Raw genomic sequence first — 17,919 nt, forward strand, 5'->3', positions numbered from 1 at the left:
GCTCAGAAAAGGACTCGCGGATTCATGATCCGCTTCGGGTCCAGGCTTTGCCGGATCGCCGCTAGGGCCGCAACCTCGACCGGCGACTTGTAGCGCCGCGCCTCCTCGGTCTTCATCGACCCCAGGCCATGCTCGGCCGAGATCGAGCCCCCCATCGAAGCGACGATGTCGTGGACGATGCGCGACCCCTCGCCACGCAGCGCCGAGTGCGTCGCGTCATCCCCGCCGTCGGGCCGGATCACGTCGTAGTGGATGTTGCCGTCGCCGACATGGCCGAAGGCGGTGACTCGCGCGCCGGGAACCAGCGCCTCCATCCGCGCGGTGGCCTGATTCAGGAACTCGGCCACCCGGCTGACCGGAACGGAGACGTCGTGCTTCCAGGTCGCGCCTTCCGGCTTCTGGCCCGGCGACTGGTTCTCGCGCACCGACCAGAAGGCCTTGGCCTGGGTCTCGTTCTGGGCGACGGCGGCGTCGCGGATCAGACGGTCGTCCAGCGCCTTGGAGAGCAGCCGTTCCATGGCGTTCTCGGCCGCCATCGGCTCGCCCGAGGCGATCTCGACCAGCACGTACCAGGGATGGACCTCGCTTAGCGGATCGCGCTGGTTCGGGATGTTCTTCAGCACGAACTCGATCCCGCGCCGGCCCATCAGCTCGAAGGCCTCGACCGCGCCGCCGGCCTCGTCCTTGGCGCGGGCCAGCAGTTTGATCGCCGCTTCGGGATTGTCGACCGCCACGACCGCGGTCGCGCGCGAGACCAGCACCGGGAACAGCTTCAGGCTGGCTGCGGTGACCACCCCCAGCGTGCCCTCGGCCCCGATCAGCAACTGCTTTAGGTCGTAGCCGGTGTTGTCCTTGCGCAGGCGCTTGAGGCCGTTCCAGATCTCGCCGTTCGGCAGCACGGCCTCCAGGCCGAGCACCAGCTCGCGGGTGTTCCCGTAGCGCAGGACCGCCGTACCGCCGGCGTTGGTCGACACGATGCCGCCGATGGTGGCGGTGCCCTGCGAGGCGATGTCGAGCGGGAAGCGCCGCCCCTTCTCCAGCGCCGCTTCATGCGCGGCCTGCAGGGTCACGCCGGCCTCGGCCACCAGCACGTCGTCGAAGGCGTCGATGTCGCGGATCGCCCGCATACGCTCGGTCGAGAGCAGGATCTCGCCCAGCGGGATCTGTCCGCCGACGAGGCCAGTGTTGCCGCCCTGGGGCACGATCGGCGTGCCGGTTTCGGCGCAGACGCCGACCACGGCGGCGACTTGCTGGACGGTCTTCGGCAGAGCCAGGAACGGCGTCTGTCCCTGCCAGCGGTCCCGCCACTCGATCAGCTTGGGCGCCAGGCGGTCGGGGTCCTGGCTCCAGCCGCCCTCGCCCAGCACGGCCTTGAGGCGGGAAATGACGTCGGCGGGAACAGGAAGGGTCATGAGGCGAGCTTAACGGCTTGTGCGCCTAGCCGACATAGCCGGCGGCGCGCTTGAGACGATCATTGATGGCCTCGCCCAGGCCCTCGTTCGGGATCGGGGCGACCGCGATGGCCGAGGGATCGGTGCGGTCGGCCTCGCGCAGATAGGCGAACAGCCGGGCGGCCGCCTGGCGCAGGTCGCCCGCGGGGCTGAGGTTCCAGCGATGCTCGCCGGGTCCGAAGGCGAGATACGCCTCGCCAGGCTCTGCGGCCGCCGCATTCAGACGCACCGGAGCCTTGGGCGAATAGTGACGCGCCAGGCGCCCCGGCGAGCGTTTGGCGTCGGCCTCCGCCTCCGCCAGCGGGCCGATCACCGCCTCGATCTCCTCGCGGGTGACCGAGCCGGGTCGCAACAGCCGCGGCTGGTCCAGCAGCGCGATGACGGTGGATTCCAGGCCGACCTCGCAAGGACCGCCGTCGAGGGCGGCGGCGACCGCCTCGCCGGTCTCCTCCATGGCGTCGGCGTAGGTGGTCGGACTGGGCCGCCCCGAGCGGTTGGCCGAGGGCGCGACCACGGGCCCGCCGAAGCGCTCCAGCACCGCCCGCGCCAGGGGATGGGCCGGGGCGCGCACGGCGACGGTGTCCAGCCCGGCCCGCGCCAGATCACAGACCGGGGTGTCCGGCGTGATCGGCAGGACCAGGGTCAGCGGTCCCGGCCAGAACGCTTCCGCCAGGGCCCGCGCCCGGTCGTCGAAGAGCGCGATTTTCTCGGCCGCCGCCAAGTCAGCGACGTGCGAGATCAGCGGGTTGAACGCGGGACGCCCCTTGGCCGCAAAGATGGCGGCGACCGCGTCCGCATCGGACGCGTCGCCGCCCAGGCCATAGACCGTCTCGGTCGGCAGGATGATGAGGCGCCCGGCGCGCAAGGCGCCGATAGCGGCCTCTATTTGCGCGTCGCGGTCAGGTTGATGCTGACCTTCACCTGCGCCGGAATCTGATCGGTGCTCGTCCACTCGCCCTGTCCGACGCCAAAGGCCGTGCGGTCGAGGGTGGTTACACCGCTGACCCGCGCCTTGTCGCCCTCGATCTTCAGGGTGAACGGCAGGCGGACCGGCTTGGTCACCCCGCGCAGGCTGAGCTGGCCGTGAGCGACGTAGCGGTTGTCGCCGGTCTTCTCGAAGCGGGTGGCGGTGAAGGTCGCCTTGGCGTGCTTGGCGGTGTCGAACCAGTCTTCGCCCTGCATGGACTCGTCGCGCTGCTGGTCGCCGGAGACGGCCGAGGCCAGGTCGATGCTGACGCTGACCTTCGAGCGGTCCAGCGCTTCGGGGCCGAAGAGGATGTCGGCGGTCCAGCGGTTGAAGCGGCCCTCGATGGAGGAGCCGCTCCAGGAGGTGGCGAAGCTCAGGGTCGAACCCGAGGCGACCTTCCAGACCGACGGCTCGGTGGAGGCCGGTTCGGCGGTCGCGGGCGCAGGTTCAGTCGTCGTGGAGGGCGTTTCCGCCGTCGGAGCGGCGGCGACCTCGGCCGGAGCCTCCTCGACCACCGGCGGCGGGGGCGGCAGCGGCTTGGAGGCCGGCGGGGCGGGCCGCACGGCGTAGCCGGCGCCGATCACGCCGAGGGCCGCCACGGCGATGACGATCACCCGCGGGTCGAACCAGGCGCCCGGCTTGGTCCCCGGCGCCATATGGGCCAGGATCGGCTCATCCTTGCTGAACAGCTGGTGCTTGAGCGCGCCAGCCACGTGCAGGGCGACCAGAATGTAAGTCGCCCAGGCCAGGATCTCGTGGCTCTCCTCGGCGAAGCCGTGCCAAGCCGACTTGGCCGGGGCGGCCAAGTGGGCGATGCCCGGCACGTGCGGCCATGGGATCGCGCCGTAGAGCAGGGTCGGCACCTGGATGCGGCTGGCCGAAACCATGATCCAACCCGTGATCGGCAGGCCGATCATGATCACGTAGAGACCGATGTGAGCCACCTTGGCCAGCAGCTTCTCCCAGCCGGCCATTTCCGCGGGAAGGGCCGGCGGCTTGTGCGTCAGCCGCCAGGCCAGCCGCAGGAGGCTGAGCAGCAGGACGGTGATGCCGACCGACTTATGCAGCTGGACGAGGGCGAAGCCTTCCGGCGTACGGCCTCCGCCCATGCGCCAGGCGATGATGACCTGAAACACGATCGCAGCGGCGATCAGCCAGTGAAGGACGATGGCGACGGCGCTGTAGCGGTCGCGCGCAGGGGATGTCATGGAGTGCTGCTACTTCCTGGTGAACTCGACTTCGAACGCGAGGTCCACGTCGTCGCCCACCAGCGAACTGACGGCGTCGACCCCGAAATCCGATCTCTTGATGCGCCCATGGCCGGAAAAGCCGAGGCGGGTTCCGACCCCGAGCATGCCCGGCCCGACGCCATTGAAGACGGTGTCCAACGTAACGGGCCGGGTCACGCCGTGAAGGGTCAGGTCGCCGACGACCTGGCCGTGGCCCTGGGCGTCGGCGGAAAGGGCGGTGGTGACGAAGGTGATCGCCGGATAGCGGCCTGAGTCGAAGAACTTCGGACCGGCGATCTCGCGGTCGAAGCTGGCCTGGCCGGTGCTGATCGAAGCCGGATCCACGGTGATCGTCGCCTTGGTCGTGCTCCAGGCCGCCGGATCGTAGGTGAACGTCCCGCCCAGCCTGTCAAACCGCATCGTGTAACCGGAAAAGCCCATATGGGCGACCTTCACCACCAGGCTGGCATGGCTCTTATCGAGGACGTATTCGCCAGGCGGAACGCGGGCGGGGTCCTGCGCGGTCGGCGCGGCCGAAGCCGCCGAGGCGAACGTCGTCGCCAGGCAAGCGGCCATCAGGGTGCGGAAGGTCATCACGCCCTCGCTGAAGTTCCCAAATCTGGCCCGGGCCGATCTTGCACGGCGTGCAGAAAGGTCAAGCTCACGAAGCCGTGAGGGCTTGGAGGCGCAAGGGGTCTGGCCTAAAGAACGAGCGCATTTTCCGGAGTTCTGCATGACCTTCCGCGCGCCTGTCCGTGACCTCGCCCTTTCGTTGAAGATCGCCGGGCATCCGGCGCTGGTGTCGACGTCCTTCACGGAACTCGACGACGACACGGTCACGGCGGTGCTCGAAGCGGCCGGCGCCTTCACCGAAGAGCAGCTCGCCCCGTTGAACCGCAAGGGCGACCAGGTCGGTGCGAAGTACGAGAACGGCAAGGTCATCGCCGCCCCCGGCTTCGCCGATGCGTACCAGGCCTTCGTGGCCGGCGGCTGGAACTCGCTGTCGGCCGATCCAGAGCATGGCGGCCAGGGCCTGACCAAGGCCATGGAACTGGCGGTGTTCGAGATGGTGCACGCCTCGAACATGGCCTTCGGCCTCTGCCCGATGCTGACCCAGGGCGCGATCGAGGCGCTCGACCTGCACGGCACCGAACGCCAGAAGGCCCTGGTGCTGCCCAAGCTGGTCTCCGGTGAATGGACCGGCACGATGAACCTGACCGAGCCGCAGGCCGGTTCGGACCTGGCCGCCGTCACCACCCGCGCCGAACCGGACGGCCAGGGCGGGTATCGCCTCTACGGCCAGAAGATCTTCATCACCTGGGGCGACCACGACGCGGCCGACAACATCTGCCACCTCGTGCTGGCCCGCCTGCCCGACTCACCGCCCGGCGTGAAGGGCATCTCGCTGTTCCTGGCCACCAAGCGCGAGGTGCTGGACGACGGTTCGCTCGGCGTCGCCAACGAGCTGCGCGCCGGCTCCATCGAGCATAAGCTGGGCATCCACGGCTCACCCACCTGCGTCATGCTGTTCGAAGGCGCCAAGGCCGAGCTGGTCGGCGAGATCAACAACGGCATCGCCCACATGTTCGTCATGATGAACGCCGCGCGCCTGCAGGTCGGGGTCCAGGGCGTGGCTATCGCCGAGCGCGCCTTCCAACAGGCGCTGGCCTTCTCCCAGGAGCGCAGGCAGGGCCGCGCGGTCTGGTCGGCCGAGCAGCCGGCCCCGCTCTACGGCCACCCCGACGTGCGCCGCTCGCTGCTGCTGATGAAGGCCAAGATCGAGGCCGCCCGCGGCATCTGCATGAGCACCGGCGTGCTGGCCGACCAGGGCCGGCTGGCGGCCAGCGAGGCCGAACGCGCCACGGCGAAGGCCCGCCAGGAGCTGCTGACCCCGATCGCCAAGGCCTGGTCGACCGACATCGGCGTCGAAGTCGCCTCCATGGGCGTGCAGATCCATGGCGGCATGGGTTTCATCGAGGAAACGGGCGCGGCCCAGCACTATCGCGACGCCCGCATCGCCCCGATCTACGAAGGCACCAACGGCATCCAGGCCATCGACCTGATCGGCCGCAAGGTCCCGATGGAGAACGGCGGGGTGATGGACGCCCTCTGCGCCGACATGAGCGCGAGTGTCGCCGACCTGAAGGCCGCGCCGGGCCTCGCCCGCGTCGGCGAGCGGCTGGAGGCGGGGATCGCCGCGCTGGAGCGCGCCACCGACTGGATCCTGCAGAACAAGGGCCCGAACGCCCTGGCGGCCGCGACGCCCTATCTGAAGCTGGCCGGCGACGTGATCGGCGGCTGGATGCTGGGCCGTCAGGCCCTCGCCGTGGCCGGGGCCGACGACGCCTGGAGCCGCAGCAAGGCGGCCCTGGCGCGGATCTATGCCAGCCAGGTGCTGGCCCTGGCGCCCGGCCTGGCCGACGGGCTCACGGAAAACGCCGACGACCTTGAGGCCGTCGGCGCAGAGGCTCTAGAAGCGTGAACCGTCAGCGGCGCCCGGACGGGCGCCGCTGAGGCCGTCTCAGAGCTGGGCCAGCATGTAGTCGGCGGCCGAGACCTTGAACTCGCCCGGAGCCTCGACGTTGAGCTCCTTCACCACGCCGTCCTCGACGATCATCGAATAGCGCTGCGAGCGCACGCCCATGCCGAACTTGGAGGCGTCCATCTCCAAGCCCACGGCCTTGGTGAAGTCGCCGTTGCCGTCGCCCAGCATCAGGATGTCGCCCAGCACCGACTGGCTCTCGCCCCAGGCCTTCATGACGAAGGCGTCGTTGACCGAGACACAGGCGATGGCGTCGACGCCCTTGGCCTTGAAGTCGGCGAGGTGGTCCTTGAAGCCCGGCAGGTGGCGGGCCGAGCAGGTGGGCGTGAAGGCGCCCGGCACCGCAAACAGCGCGACCTTCTTGCCGGCGAAGATCTCGTCGGTGGTCATGGGGCGTGGGCCTTCGGCCGTGCCGGCCGAGAAGGTGGCGGCGGGCAGCTTGTCGCCGACTTTGATGGTCATGATTGTCTCTCCGAGGTCAGGTTCGTCTCCAGATAACGCGCTGGGCGGCGGCTTCAACGGCCTTGTGTAAAGGGATGACTTGAAAGCGCCGCGATCGGCGTCAAATTCGAGGGATGGAAGGCGGCGAGTTTCTGACCGGCAAGATGCTGATCGCGATGCCCGGCATCGGCGATCCCCGATTCGAGCGGGCGGTGGTGCTCATCTGCGCCCACGACGAGGGCCATGCCATGGGCGTGGCGGTGAACCGGCCGGTCGAGGGCCTGACCCTGCCCGACTTGCTGACCCGCCTGGACGTGACGCCCAGCACGGAGATGGCGCCCGATCTGGTGCTGCTGGGCGGGCCGGTCGACCGCGAACGCGGATTCGTTCTGCACACCGACGACTACATGTCCGACGACCACAGTCTGTTCGTGGCTGACGGCGTCGCGCTGACCGCGACGCGCGAGGTCCTTGAGGCCATGGCCGGCCTGCACCCGCCGCGCCGTTCGTTGCTGGCGCTGGGTTATTCGGGATGGGGCGCGGGCCAGCTGGAGATGGAGCTGCGCGAGAACGTCTGGCTGACGTGCGAGCCCGACGAGGCGCTGATCTTCGGCGCCGATCATGCCCACAAATGGTCGCAGGCCCTGGCCAAGATCGGGGTCGACGCCAGCCTGCTGAGTTCGACCGCAGGCCGGGCCTGAACCTAGCCCCGCGCCTTCACCGGCGCAGCGCCGTCGACATAGCTTTCATTGAGATAGACCTCGGCTTCCTGCGGCGAGAGCGCCGGCGCGTAGCCGAAGCCCTGGCCGTAGTCGCACCCCAGCGAGAGCAGCTGGCGAGCCATCTGCGCGTTCTCCACGCCTTCGGCGACGACCTCCAGCGACAGGTCCTGCCCCAGCTTCACGACCGAGGAGACGATCTTCGCCGAACCCTCGTTGGTGGCCATGGTGCGCACGAAGTAGCGGTCGATCTTCAAGGTGTCGAACGGCAGGCGCGTCAGGTAGCTGAGCGAGGAGAAGCCGGTGCCGAAATCGTCCAGCGCCAAGGCCGCGCCGGCCGCGCGAAGGTCGCGCAGGATGACGGCGGCCCGGTCGGGGTCGCGCATGACGTCGCCTTCGGTGACTTCCAGCTTCAGCGCGCCCGGCGGCAGGCCGGTCTCACGGCGGATGGCCGAGACGTCGGCGATCAGGTCGGGGCGGTCGATCTCGCCGGTCGAGAGGTTCACGGCCACGGTCAGTTCGCCGGCCGCGCGATGGTCCCGACGCCAGACCGCCAGCTGATGGCCAGCCTGGCGCATCATCAGCGCGCCCAGCTCGCTCATCAGGCCCATTTCCTCGCACAGCGGCAGGAACTGGTCGGGCGTCAGCAGGCCGCGACGCGGGTGACGCCAGCGCACCAGGGCTTCGAAGCCCGACAGCGCGCCGGTCGAGAGACGGACGATCGGCTGGTAGAACGGCACGATCTCGTTGCGGCCGAAGGCGCCGCGCAGATCACTTTCGAGAGCCAGGCGCGAGAGCCCGTCGCTCTCCAGGCTGCGGCCATAGGCGGCGGCGCCGCCGCGCCCGCCGCTCTTGGCCGCCTCGACCGCCAGCTCAGCCCGGCGCAGCAGCTCGGCCGCTTCCGGCGCGTCCTCCCCGCCCGTCGCCTCGACAGCGCCGATGGAGAGTGTCGGGTGGATGTCGAAGCCGGCGACCCGGAGCGGCTGCTCCAGCGCCTGGCGCAGTGTCTCAGCGGCCGACGGCCGCGAGACGGGCGTCAGAACCGCGAACTCGTCCTCGCCGACCCTGGCCAACAGGGCGTGCGGCGGGAAGGCGGCGGCCAGACGCGAGCCGAGCGCGGCAAGCACCAGATCGGCCCGCTCGTGGCCCAGGGCCTCGTTCAGCCGGCGCAGGCGGTCGAGGTCGGCGACGACCAGCTCGTGCTGGCCGGGGCTCTGCAGCCGCTCGCGCGCCCGCGTGACGAAGCTGCGGCGGTCCAGCAGGCCCGTCAGGTTGTCCTGGTCGCTGGCGGCGAATTTGGTTTCCGGGGCGATGACGCCAGCAGCGCGCACGCCCTCCTCCAGCCACACGCCGCGCCAGATGCAGACGCCGCCGCCGCGCATGCGCAGCCGCACGGCGATGTCCGAGCCCGGCTCCTGAATGCGAAGGATGTCCTCGGCCTGAGCCCGATCTGGCGGCAGGGCCAGGGCGCGCATTGCCGCGGAAGAGCATTCGGGGGCCAACGGCCCCAGGCCCAGCGCACGCGATGCGCCCGTAATGCGCATCCGGTCTTTTTCCGGCTCCCACAGCCAGAGCGCGACATCTGCGGCGCCTAGGGCCTCAAGGGTCGCGGTGGGGTCCCAGCTCCAACGATCGTTCGGCATTGTCTCAAGACATTCATGGCCAACGCCCGCAGAGCGGTTCGGCCCACGACAGCCGAAGCGCGCTAAACAGACACCTCGTCGCCCGGCGCCTCGTGCACCCGCAAGGGGGACACAAGTCCGAACAAGACATGATCTCGCCACACGCCGTTAATTTTCAGATAAGCCTGGGCGAGCCCCTCTTCCCGAAACCCGGCCCGGTTGAGGAGTTTGCGGGACGGCGCATTGCTGGGCAGGCAGGCCGCCTCCAGCCGGTGCAGGGCGAGCGTGCGGAAGGCGAAAACCGAGAGCGCGCGCGTGGCCGCCAGCGTCAGGCCTTGCTGGGTAAAGGGTTGGCCACACCAGTAGCCGACCGAGCCCATCTGCGCGACGCCGCGGCGGACATTGGAAAGGGTGATTCCGCCGGTCAGAGCGTCGTCGCGAGCGCGAAAAACGAAGAATGGAAAAGCCGTCCCGGCCTCCCGGTCGCGGGCGTAGGCGGCCAGTCTGCGGCGGAAGGCCGCACGGGTCAGATCGTCGTCCGGCCAGGTCGGTTCCCAGGGCTGCAGGAAATCGCGCGACTGGGCGCGCAACTCCCGCCACTCTGCGAAATCCGAGGCGCGGGGCGGGCGCAGGCGCACGCCGTCGCCTTCGATGCGAAGGCCGCTCTCCGGCGCGATCCAGTCCAACAGGGCCATTGCGAGAGAGTCGCGGGAAGGACCGGGGCTCGTCAAGTGTCAGGCGCTCAGCCGAAGAGGGCGGCCTGGAACGCCTCGGCGCCCTTCAGCGCGGCCTTTGGGCCGAGCACGCTGCCGGCCGAACGTCGCTGGGCCAGCATCTGCGCGCCCAAGGCCTCCAGGTCGGCCTGGCTGACCGCATCGATCTGCTCGGCCAGCTCGGCCGGCGGCAGAGTGCGGTCGAACAGCAGCACCTGGACCGCCGCCTGCTCGGCGCGCGACAGCGGCTGCTCGCGAGCCATGAACATCGAGGCCTTGAGCTGGGCCTTGGCTCGGGCCAGTTCCGGCTCGCTAACGCCACCGGCCATGCCCTTCACCTCGCCTGCCGCGACCCGCGCCAACTCAGCCGCGTCCTTGGCCGCGCAGCCGGCGAAGATTCCCAGCACGCCAGTGTCGGCATAGGTTTCGGAGTAGGCGTCCACCGCATACGCGAGGCCGCGCTTCTCGCGCGCTTCCTGGAACAGGCGCGAGGCCATGCCGCCGCCGAGAATTTCGGCGAAGAGCCGCAGGGCGAAATAGGCCGGGTCGCGCACGCCTACCGTCGGCAGCAGAAAGACCAGGTTCGCCTGCTCCAGCGGCTTGGCCAGCTTGCGCGCCCCGCCCTCGAAGGCCGCCGGCGACGGGTTCTGCACGCCGGCGCCCGACGCCGCGCCGAAGTCGCGCTCCGCCAGGGCCAGCAGCTCATCCTCGTCGACCGCGCCCGAGGCGCTGATCACCAGGGTGTCAGGCGCATAAAGCTGCGCGCGCCAGGCGGACAGACGCGCGGGATCTGCGCGGGCGATCGAAGCATCCGTGCCTAGAATGGGACGGCCTAGCGGCTGGCCGGCGAAGGCGGCGTCCTGCGCCATCTCGAAGACGTGGTCGTCGGGCGTGTCGGCCGCCTCGGCGATCTCCTGGCCGACCACCTGGACCTCCCGGGCCAGATCGCCGGCGTCCATGGTCGGCCGCTGTACCAGGTCGGCCAGCACCGCCGAGCCGAGATCGAGCCCGCCCTTCAGGGCGCGGACCTGGAAGCTGGTGCGCTCGTACCCGGTGGCCGCGTTGATCTGGCCGCCCTGGGCCTCGATCACCTCGACGATGTCGCGGGCCGAACGGTTCCCCGCGCCCTTGAAGACCATGTGCTCCAGCAGATGCGACCAGCCGGAGCGCTCCTCGTCCTCCGAGCGCGCGCCACGGCCGGCGACAACGGAAAGAGCGAGGGTCTCGAGGCCGGGCATGGGATCGCAGACGACGCGAACCCCATTGGATAGGCGATGGATGTTGGGCAGTTGGTCAGCCTTCCGCAAAGGCCCTTACATAGGCCTTGATGGTCTCGGCGTCAGCGGGGAGGCGGTCGAACCGTTCGGCCTTCGCCGAAAGGTGCGCGGCGTTGCGCGGCATGACCGGAGTCTCGCCGGTCGCGGCCGAAACGGTTTCCGGGAACTTGGCGGCGTGGGCGGTCGAGAGCACCACGATGGGCGCGGCGGTTACGGCGCGGGCGCGTTGCATGCCGACAACCCCGACCGCGGTGTGCGGATCGATCAGCTCGCCGGTCTCGCGCAGGGTGGCGACGATGGTCCGGGTGGTGTCGCCTTCCCCAACCGAGACCCCGGTGAACGTCTCGCGCATGGCGGCGAGGGCCTGGGGCGGGATGTCCACCCCACCGGTCTCGGCGAAGGCGGCGAAGGCGCGGGCGGTCTCGACGCCGTCGCGACGCACGCACTCGAAGTACAGGCGCTCGAAGTTGGACGCCGACTGAATGTCCATCGCCGGCGACTGGGTCGGGGCCGTCACTCCACGCACATAGCGGCCGTCTTCAAAGGCGCGGGCCAGGATGTCGTTGGAGTTGGTCGCGACGATGATCCTGGCGATCGGCAGCCCCATGCGCTTGGCCACATACCCCGCGAAGCCGTCGCCGAAATTGCCCGAGGGCACGGCGAAGGCGATCTCGCGATGCGGCGCGCCCAGCGCCACGGCGGCGGTGAAGTAGTAGACGCTCTGGGCGACGATGCGGGCGAAGTTGATCGAGTTGACCGCCGACAGTCCGACCGCCTGCTTCAGCGACGCGTCGGAGAGCGCGGTCTTGAGGATCGCCTGGCAGTCGTCGAAGTCGCCGGCGACGGCCACGCAGCGGACGTTGTCCTCCTCGGCGGTGGTCATGAAGCGGCGCTGGACCTCTGAAATCCGGCCGTCGGGGAACATCACCACGATCTTGGTGTTGGAGCGGCCGCGGAAAGCCTCGACCGCCGCGCCGCCGGTGTCGCCAGACGTTGCGCAGAGAATGGTCTGAGTGCGCTTCTGCGCGCTCAGCACATGGTCGGAGAGCCGGGCCAGCAGCTGCATGGCCACGTCTTTGAAGGCCAGGCTCGGGCCGTGAAACAGTTCGGCGATGAATCCGCCCGGCGCGATCTGGCGCACCGGCACGACCGCCGCGTGGGTGAAGCTGGCATAGGCCTCGGCGCACATCTCAGCGAGGACGCCGGCTTCGATCTCATCGCCCACGAATTTGCCGAGGACGGCGGCGGCGACCTCGGCATAGGGGCGGCCGGCGAAGGCGGCGATCTCGGCCTGGGTGAAGCTCGGCCACTCTTCCGGCACATAGAGGCCGCCGTCAGGGGCCAGGCCGGCCAGGACAGCATCGACAAAGCCGACCGAGGGCGACTGCCCCCGGGTAGAGACGTACCGCATCAGGATTTCCGTTCTTCGCCGGGCCGGGAGCCTTGTCGGCGGAAGTTTCGCCAGAGCATGGCGGCATAGACGCCGACCAAGGCGGCTGCAAGGCCGTACCAGGTCAGGGCGTATTCGAGGTGACGATTGGGGATGTCCGCCGGCAGCGGGGCGGGATCGAGCGCCTTCCAATCCGGGTTGGACGAGGTCTCGGCCATCAGCACCAGCGGCGCCGGGGCGTCGGCCTTGAGCGCCTTCGCCATGGCCGGCACGTCGCGCACGTACCAGCGATTGGCCGCCGCGTCGTTCGCCGGGCTGAACAGGTTGCCGGGCTCAGGCTTGCGCAGCACGCCCACCATCTCGACCGGAGCCAGGTCGGAGACATTGACCGGCGGGCGAGCCGACACCTCGTCGATGACGAAGCCGCGGTCGACGAGGAGGGTCTTGTAGCGGCTGCTGGCGACCCGGCAGGCCGAGACCAGACGCGAGCCGGCCTTGCCTTCACGCACCGAGAACAGTTCGAGATAGGGCGCGCTGGTCAGGCCGACGCACGTGAGGCGAACGCGGGTGAAGTCGAGGTCGGCGCCGGCGCCCATGCGTTCCAGCGCGGCGTCGCCCGAAATCGGGGCCGCGGCCTGAAGCGCGGCGACGCGCGCCAACAGCCCCTCCTTCCAGCTCAACCGCTGGAGTTGCCACGTGCCGAGGCCGATCAGGATCGTCAGGGAGATGGCGACGGCGATCGTCAGGCCGACGGGAATACGACGCGGCGCGTCAGTCATTCCGTGCTTCCGACGCGTGGTTGGCGAACTGGGCGGCCAGCAGCACGCCCTTCAGCGGCCGCAGCAGGCCGATGCAGACCGCCAGGGTCAGGGGCAGGAAGACGACGAGGTGGACCCAGATCGGCGGCTTGTAGGCCATCTCGACGAAGAGCATGGCGAAGGCGCAGAGGAAGCCGGCGATGAGGATCACGAAGACGGCGGGGCCGTCTCCGGAATCGGCCTTGGCCAAATTGTAGCCGCAGTGGTCGCAGGCCGGGGCGACCGTCAGGAAACCGGAAAACAGACGCCCCACCCCGCAGTTCGGACAACGGCCTTTCAGGCCGGCCAGCAGCGGGTTGGGGCTGTCCATCATCGGCGGGCCTAGTGGCCCGCCCCGCCGAACACGACGTAGATGAAGGCGAACAGGAACAGCCACACCACGTCGACGAAGTGCCAGTACCAGGCGGCCGCCTCGAAACCGAAATGCTTCTGCGGGGTGAAACCGCCACGCAGCAAGCGGATCAGGCAGACGGCCAGGAAGATGGTTCCAATCAGCACGTGGAAACCATGGAACCCGGTCGCCATGAAGAACGACGAGCCATAGAGGCCCGAATTGGCCTGGGTCTCGGCGCCGAAGAAGTACTTGTGCTCGAGGATGTGGTGGTACTCGTAGGCCTGGATCGCGGTGAACATGATCCCGAGCAGGATGGTCAGGGTCAGGGCGATCTTGGTCCCCTTGCGGTCGCCCTGCTGCAGCGCATGGTGCGCCCAGGTGACCGTGGTGCCCGACAGCAGCAGGGTCAGGGTGTTGACCAGCGGCAGGTTCCAGGCCGGGACGGTTTCGATGCCCGCCGGCGGCCAGGTCGCCCAGGCGGCGCGGACTTCCTCGATCGAGGACAGCGTCCGGTGGCCGTGGAACAGGGCCATTTCGAAGAAAATCCAGAACCAGGCGACGAAGAACATCACTTCGGAAGCGATGAACATGATCATGCCGTATCGCAGGCCGATCGAGACGACCGGCGTGTGGTCGCCAGCCTTCGATTCCTTGATCACGTCCGACCACCAGCCGAACATGGTGTAGAGGACGCCGGCCAGGCCGGCCGCGAACAGCCACGGCGACTTCTCGACGCCGAACAGGCCCTTCATCCACATCACCAGGCCGAGCGCCATGATCGTGGCGGAGGCGGAGCCCACCAGCGGCCACGGGCTGGGCGGCAGCAGGTGGTAGTCGTGCTTAACTTCGCCGTGGGCCATTTCGGTCCTAACCCCTCTCAGATCCTACAATCGCCCGCCCCTCTCTCGGGCCGGCGAAAGACATTTCGCGTGACGCTATAGCCCCGCCTTGGCCTGTACGCCAAGGGCGGAAGAGTGCTTTGCCGGCGTCGCGTCCGCGCGCTTTTCGCCGCGCTGGGCCTCAACCGACGGGAAGAAGGTGTAGGAGAGGGTCACCTCGCCCTTGCCCTTCGTCTCGAAATCCTCTGCGAACTTGGGATCCACGAAGTAGACGACCGGGAATTCGATGGTCGTCTTGGCCGGAATCGTCTGGTCCGAGAAGCAGAAGCATTCGAGCTTCTGAAAGTACGCGCCGGCCGATTCCGGCACGACATTATAAATCGCCCGGCCGGTGACCGGCTTGTCGCCATTGTTGGTGACCTTGAAGAAGGCGAGGCCTGTCTGGCCGATTCGCACTTCCTGGGTGACCTGCTCGGCCGTGAATGTCCAAGGCAGGTCGCGGACGTTGGCGTCGAAACGGATGGTCAGCTTGCGCTCGAGCATCTTGTCGGGCGCGGCCTGCGCCTTGCGCACCGTGCCGTCGAAGCCGGTGACTTGGCAGAAAGCCTTGTAGAGCGGCACCGAGGCGTAGGCCGCGCCGATCATGCCGACGAAACCGAGCGCGCAATAGAGCGCGACCTTGCGGTTGCGCCTGGCGGTCGGAGAAAGCTCGGAACTAGAAGGGTCGGTGGCCAACACTGCCTCCCAAACGCACGATCGTCACGACGAACACCAGGACGACGAACAGCACGAGCCCCAGCGCCAGAGCGATGTTGCGGCCGCGACGGGCGCGGGCTTCGACGACGGGATCGTGGGTGGGCTCGCTCACGTAAAGACTCCGACGGTAGGCAGGCCCAGCAGATGCTCGGCCAGCAGGGTCGCGAACAGCAGGGTCAGGTAGAGGATCGAGAAGGCGAAGAGGTTGCGCGCGTCTTTCGAGCTGGCCTTCACGTCGTAGAGGCCGTCGTCGTTGCGCTGGCCGCCTGCTTCGCCCGCGCGACTGCGGAACACGCGCCAAGCCAGGATCAGGAAGACGAGGCCGCCAATCGCCGAGACGGCGAGATAAGTCGCCCCGCCCAGGCTGGTGAAGGCGGGTACGATGCAGAGGGGCACGAACAGCAGGCTGTAGACCAGGATCTGCTTGCGGGTGGAGGCCGCGCCGGCGGTCACCGGCATCATCGGCACGCCCGCCTTCTGATAGTCCTCGCTGGTGTAGAGCGACAGGGCCCAGAAGTGGGGCGGGGTCCACATGAAGATGATGGCGCACAGCAGCCAGGCGTTCAGCGGCGCGGCGCCCGTGGCGGCGGCCCACCCGATCACCGGCGGCAGGGCGCCAGCGAGGCCGCCGATGACGATGTTCTGCGGCGTCGAGCGCTTGAGCCACATCGTGTAGACGACAGCGTAGAAGAAGATGGTGAAGGCCAGCAGGCCCGCCGCCAGCCAGTTGGTCGTCATGCCCAACAGCATGACCGAGAACAGCGACAGGACGACGCCCATGGCCAGGGCGTCCGCGCCCTGGACCTTGCCGGACGGCACCGGACGCGCGCGGGTGCGGCGCATCTTGGCGTCGATGTCGGCGTCGTACCACATGTTGAAGGCCGCCGAGGCGCCGGCGCCGACCGCGATGCAGAAGATCGCCACGGCGCCCAGCACCGGGTTCACGTCCGTTCCCGCGCACACCAGTCCGGTGATCGCGGTGAAGATCACCAACGACATCACGCGGGGTTTCAGCAGCTGGACATAGTCCTGCCACCGCGGGGGGGCGCTGGATCGTGAAACGGCTGGCGACATGGCCATCAGGATACTCCCAAAACGACCGAAGGGCGCGCGCTGGAATGTCCCAGCCCGCGCCCCTCAGAAGTCTTGATGGGGCCGGACCTAGTGCAGGTCCGGCTTGACCACCGGCAGTTCGTTGAACTGGTGGAACGGCGGCGGCGACGACAGGGTCCACTCGAGGGTGGTGGCGCCTTCGCCCCACGGATTGGCCTCGGCCTTGCGGCGGAAGACCATCGCGTCGATCAGCACCAGGAGGAACACGCCCACGCCGACCAGGGTCACGAGGTAACCGATCGAGGAGACGTGGTTCCAGTAGGTGAAGGCTTCCGGATAGTCGACGTAGCGACGCGGCATGCCTTGCAGGCCCAGGAAGTGCTGCGGGAAGAAGATCAGGTTCACGCCGACGAACATGACCCAGAAGTGCAGCTGGCCGAGCCACTCGCGGTACTTCACGCCCCACATCTTCTCGAACCAGTAGTAGAAGCCCGCGAAGATGGCGAAGACGGCGCCCAGCGACAGCACGTAGTGGAAGTGGGCGACCACGTAATAGGTGTCGTGCAGGCTGTAGTCGATGCCGGCGTTGGCGAGGACCACGCCGGTCACGCCGCCGACGGTGAACAGGAAGATGAAGCCCATCGCCCAGAGCATGGGCGTCTTGAAGTCGATGGAGCCGCCCCACATCGTGGCGATCCAGGAGAAGATCTTCACGCCGGTGGGAACCGCGATGACCATCGTGGCGGCCACGAAGTAGGCGCGCAGGTTGATGCTCATGCCCACGGTGTACATGTGGTGGGCCCACACGATGAACCCGATGAAGCCGATGGCGACCATGGCGTAGGCCATCGCCAGGTAGCCGAACACCGGCTTGCGCGAGAAGGTCGAGACGATGTGGCTGATGATGCCGAAGCCCGGCAGGATCAGGATGTACACCTCGGGGTGACCGAAGAACCAGAACAGGTGCTGGTACATGATCGGGTCCCCGCCGCCGGCCGCGTCGAAGAAGTGGGTGTTAAAGTTGCGGTCGGTCAGCAGCATGGTGATCGCGCCGGCCAGGACGGGCAGCGAGAGCAGCAGCAGGAAGACGGTGACCAGCACGGACCACACGAACAGCGGCATACGGTGCAGGGTCATGCCCGGCGCGCGCATGTTGAAGATGGTGGTGATGAAGTTGATGGCGCCCAGGATGGACGAGGCGCCGGCCAGGTGGAGCGCGAGGATCGCGCAGTCCATGGCAGGGCCCGTATGTCCTGACGTCGACAAGGGCGGATAAGCCGTCCAGCCGCCGCCGAAGCCGTGGCCGGGGCCGCCGTCGACGAACATCGAGGTCAGCATCAGCACCCAGGCGGCGACCAGCAGCCAGAAGGAGATGTTATTCATGCGCGGGAAGGCCATGTCCGGCGCGCCGATCATCAGCGGCACGAACCAGTTGCCGAACCCGCCGATCAGCGCCGGCATGACCATGAAGAAGATCATGATCAGGGCGTGGGCGGTGACGACGGCGTTGAAGCCGTGCTTGGAGGCTTCGATCAGGCCCAGCTGGTCGAGCAGCGAGCCCTTGGTGAAGACCTGGATGCCCGGCTCGGCCAGTTCCCAGCGGATAAGGCCCGACAGCGCGCCGCCCACCAGGCCCGCCATGATGGCGAACAGGATGTAGAGCGTGCCGATGTCCTTGTGGTTGGTCGAGAAGAACCAACGGGCGATGAAGCCGGGCTTGTGGTCGGCTTCGTCGTGATGATCGTGAGCTGCGGCTTGTGCCATCTTA

Annotated in this window: 18 protein-coding genes; 2 read left to right on the forward strand and 16 right to left on the reverse strand. The window is 68.4% G+C overall.

Features of this window, described 5'->3' with window-relative positions; genetic code table 11:
• Positions 1-2: 2 nt before the first annotated feature.
• From ACE3T2_RS08020 to ACE3T2_RS08035, 4 genes are read right to left on the reverse strand one after another with little or no spacing between them, the layout of a single operon-like run.
• The gene (locus ACE3T2_RS08020; protein ID WP_374656511.1) at positions 3-1,412 is read right to left on the reverse strand and encodes an FAD-binding oxidoreductase; all 1,410 of its coding nucleotides are present in this window, start codon (positions 1,410-1,412) and stop codon (positions 3-5) included.
• A gap of 25 nt (positions 1,413-1,437) precedes the next feature.
• Positions 1,438-2,325, reverse strand: a complete 888-nt coding sequence (locus ACE3T2_RS08025; protein ID WP_374656754.1) for an L-threonylcarbamoyladenylate synthase — start codon at positions 2,323-2,325, stop codon at positions 1,438-1,440.
• Positions 2,326-2,333: 8 nt separating this feature from the next.
• Positions 2,334-3,626, reverse strand: coding sequence for a YceI family protein (locus ACE3T2_RS08030; RefSeq protein ID WP_374656513.1), 1,293 nt, complete (start codon positions 3,624-3,626; stop codon positions 2,334-2,336).
• A 9-nt stretch (positions 3,627-3,635) separates the two neighbouring features.
• Complete coding sequence (locus ACE3T2_RS08035; protein WP_374656515.1) at positions 3,636-4,241, reverse strand: YceI family protein; 606 nt, start codon at positions 4,239-4,241, stop codon at positions 3,636-3,638.
• A gap of 139 nt (positions 4,242-4,380) precedes the next feature.
• On the opposite strand from ACE3T2_RS08035, the gene ACE3T2_RS08040 reads away from it, so the two are divergent.
• A complete protein-coding gene (locus ACE3T2_RS08040) occupies positions 4,381-6,129 on the forward strand; it encodes an acyl-CoA dehydrogenase (RefSeq protein ID WP_374656517.1) in 1,749 nt (582 codons plus the stop codon).
• Positions 6,130-6,168: 39 nt separating this feature from the next.
• On the opposite strand, the gene ACE3T2_RS08045 is transcribed toward ACE3T2_RS08040, so the two are convergent.
• A complete protein-coding gene (locus tag ACE3T2_RS08045) occupies positions 6,169-6,651 on the reverse strand; it encodes a peroxiredoxin (RefSeq protein WP_374656519.1) in 483 nt (160 codons plus the stop codon).
• Between the two features lie 113 nt (positions 6,652-6,764).
• Here ACE3T2_RS08045 and ACE3T2_RS08050 point away from each other — a divergent pair, with 113 nt between their 5' ends.
• Positions 6,765-7,331 (forward strand): YqgE/AlgH family protein, encoded by a 567-nt coding sequence (locus tag ACE3T2_RS08050; protein ID WP_374656521.1) that lies wholly within the window; start codon positions 6,765-6,767, stop codon positions 7,329-7,331.
• Between the two features lie 2 nt (positions 7,332-7,333).
• Here ACE3T2_RS08050 and ACE3T2_RS08055 read toward each other — a convergent pair whose 3' ends face one another.
• The 11 genes from ACE3T2_RS08055 to ctaD form a co-directional block, all read right to left on the reverse strand.
• Entirely contained in the window at positions 7,334-8,992 is a 1,659-nt protein-coding gene (locus ACE3T2_RS08055; RefSeq protein WP_374656523.1) for a putative bifunctional diguanylate cyclase/phosphodiesterase, read from the reverse strand.
• Between the two features lie 62 nt (positions 8,993-9,054).
• Complete coding sequence (locus ACE3T2_RS08060; protein ID WP_374656525.1) at positions 9,055-9,666, reverse strand: GNAT family N-acetyltransferase; 612 nt, start codon at positions 9,664-9,666, stop codon at positions 9,055-9,057.
• A 47-nt stretch (positions 9,667-9,713) separates the two neighbouring features.
• The gene (locus tag ACE3T2_RS08065) at positions 9,714-10,922 is read right to left on the reverse strand and encodes a M16 family metallopeptidase (protein WP_374656527.1); all 1,209 of its coding nucleotides are present in this window, start codon (positions 10,920-10,922) and stop codon (positions 9,714-9,716) included.
• 55 nt (positions 10,923-10,977) lie between these two features.
• A complete protein-coding gene (gene thrC, locus ACE3T2_RS08070; protein ID WP_374656529.1) occupies positions 10,978-12,372 on the reverse strand; it encodes a threonine synthase in 1,395 nt (464 codons plus the stop codon).
• Positions 12,372-13,130, reverse strand: coding sequence for an SURF1 family protein (locus ACE3T2_RS08075; RefSeq protein WP_374656531.1), 759 nt, complete (start codon positions 13,128-13,130; stop codon positions 12,372-12,374). The genes thrC and ACE3T2_RS08075 overlap by 1 nt, the downstream gene beginning before the upstream one ends.
• Positions 13,123-13,482 carry a DUF983 domain-containing protein gene (locus ACE3T2_RS08080; protein WP_374656533.1) on the reverse strand — a complete coding sequence of 120 codons (360 nt, stop codon included), beginning with the start codon at positions 13,480-13,482 and terminating at the stop codon, positions 13,123-13,125. The genes ACE3T2_RS08075 and ACE3T2_RS08080 overlap by 8 nt, the downstream gene beginning before the upstream one ends.
• An 8-nt stretch (positions 13,483-13,490) precedes the next feature.
• Positions 13,491-14,363, reverse strand: a complete 873-nt coding sequence (locus tag ACE3T2_RS08085; protein ID WP_374656535.1) for a cytochrome c oxidase subunit 3 — start codon at positions 14,361-14,363, stop codon at positions 13,491-13,493.
• 75 nt (positions 14,364-14,438) lie between these two features.
• Positions 14,439-15,077 (reverse strand): cytochrome c oxidase assembly protein, encoded by a 639-nt coding sequence (locus ACE3T2_RS08090; RefSeq protein ID WP_374656537.1) that lies wholly within the window; start codon positions 15,075-15,077, stop codon positions 14,439-14,441.
• A complete protein-coding gene (locus tag ACE3T2_RS08095) occupies positions 15,058-15,210 on the reverse strand; it encodes a hypothetical protein (RefSeq protein WP_374656539.1) in 153 nt (50 codons plus the stop codon). The genes ACE3T2_RS08090 and ACE3T2_RS08095 overlap by 20 nt, the downstream gene beginning before the upstream one ends.
• Positions 15,207-16,178, reverse strand: coding sequence for a heme o synthase (gene cyoE / locus ACE3T2_RS08100; RefSeq protein WP_374656541.1), 972 nt, complete (start codon positions 16,176-16,178; stop codon positions 15,207-15,209). The genes ACE3T2_RS08095 and cyoE overlap by 4 nt, the downstream gene beginning before the upstream one ends.
• Positions 16,179-16,259: 81 nt before the next feature.
• Positions 16,260-17,915, reverse strand: a complete 1,656-nt coding sequence (gene ctaD / locus ACE3T2_RS08105; protein WP_374656543.1) for a cytochrome c oxidase subunit I — start codon at positions 17,913-17,915, stop codon at positions 16,260-16,262.
• Positions 17,916-17,919 lie beyond the last annotated feature (4 nt).

Source organism: Phenylobacterium sp. (assembly GCF_041919955.1).
Taxonomy (GTDB): domain Bacteria; phylum Pseudomonadota; class Alphaproteobacteria; order Caulobacterales; family Caulobacteraceae; genus Phenylobacterium.

Coding starts and splice junctions, on each gene's coding strand:
- ACE3T2_RS08085 (WP_374656535.1), bottom strand. CDS start 14,363: ATGGCCCACGGCGAAGTTAAGCACGACTACCACCTGCTGCCGCCCAGC.
- ACE3T2_RS08055 (WP_374656523.1), bottom strand. CDS start 8,992: ATGCCGAACGATCGTTGGAGCTGGGACCCCACCGCGACCCTTGAGGCC.
- ACE3T2_RS08050 (WP_374656521.1), top strand. CDS start 6,765: ATGGAAGGCGGCGAGTTTCTGACCGGCAAGATGCTGATCGCGATGCCC.
- ACE3T2_RS08065 (WP_374656527.1), bottom strand. CDS start 10,922: ATGCCCGGCCTCGAGACCCTCGCTCTTTCCGTTGTCGCCGGCCGTGGC.
- ACE3T2_RS08030 (WP_374656513.1), bottom strand. CDS start 3,626: ATGACATCCCCTGCGCGCGACCGCTACAGCGCCGTCGCCATCGTCCTT.
- ACE3T2_RS08060 (WP_374656525.1), bottom strand. CDS start 9,666: ATGGCCCTGTTGGACTGGATCGCGCCGGAGAGCGGCCTTCGCATCGAA.
- ACE3T2_RS08020 (WP_374656511.1), bottom strand. CDS start 1,412: ATGACCCTTCCTGTTCCCGCCGACGTCATTTCCCGCCTCAAGGCCGTG.
- ACE3T2_RS08075 (WP_374656531.1), bottom strand. CDS start 13,130: ATGACTGACGCGCCGCGTCGTATTCCCGTCGGCCTGACGATCGCCGTC.
- ctaD (WP_374656543.1), bottom strand. CDS start 17,915: ATGGCACAAGCCGCAGCTCACGATCATCACGACGAAGCCGACCACAAG.
- cyoE (WP_374656541.1), bottom strand. CDS start 16,178: ATGGCCATGTCGCCAGCCGTTTCACGATCCAGCGCCCCCCCGCGGTGG.
- ACE3T2_RS08045 (WP_374656519.1), bottom strand. CDS start 6,651: ATGACCATCAAAGTCGGCGACAAGCTGCCCGCCGCCACCTTCTCGGCC.
- ACE3T2_RS08080 (WP_374656533.1), bottom strand. CDS start 13,482: ATGATGGACAGCCCCAACCCGCTGCTGGCCGGCCTGAAAGGCCGTTGT.
- ACE3T2_RS08040 (WP_374656517.1), top strand. CDS start 4,381: ATGACCTTCCGCGCGCCTGTCCGTGACCTCGCCCTTTCGTTGAAGATC.
- thrC (WP_374656529.1), bottom strand. CDS start 12,372: ATGCGGTACGTCTCTACCCGGGGGCAGTCGCCCTCGGTCGGCTTTGTC.
- ACE3T2_RS08035 (WP_374656515.1), bottom strand. CDS start 4,241: ATGACCTTCCGCACCCTGATGGCCGCTTGCCTGGCGACGACGTTCGCC.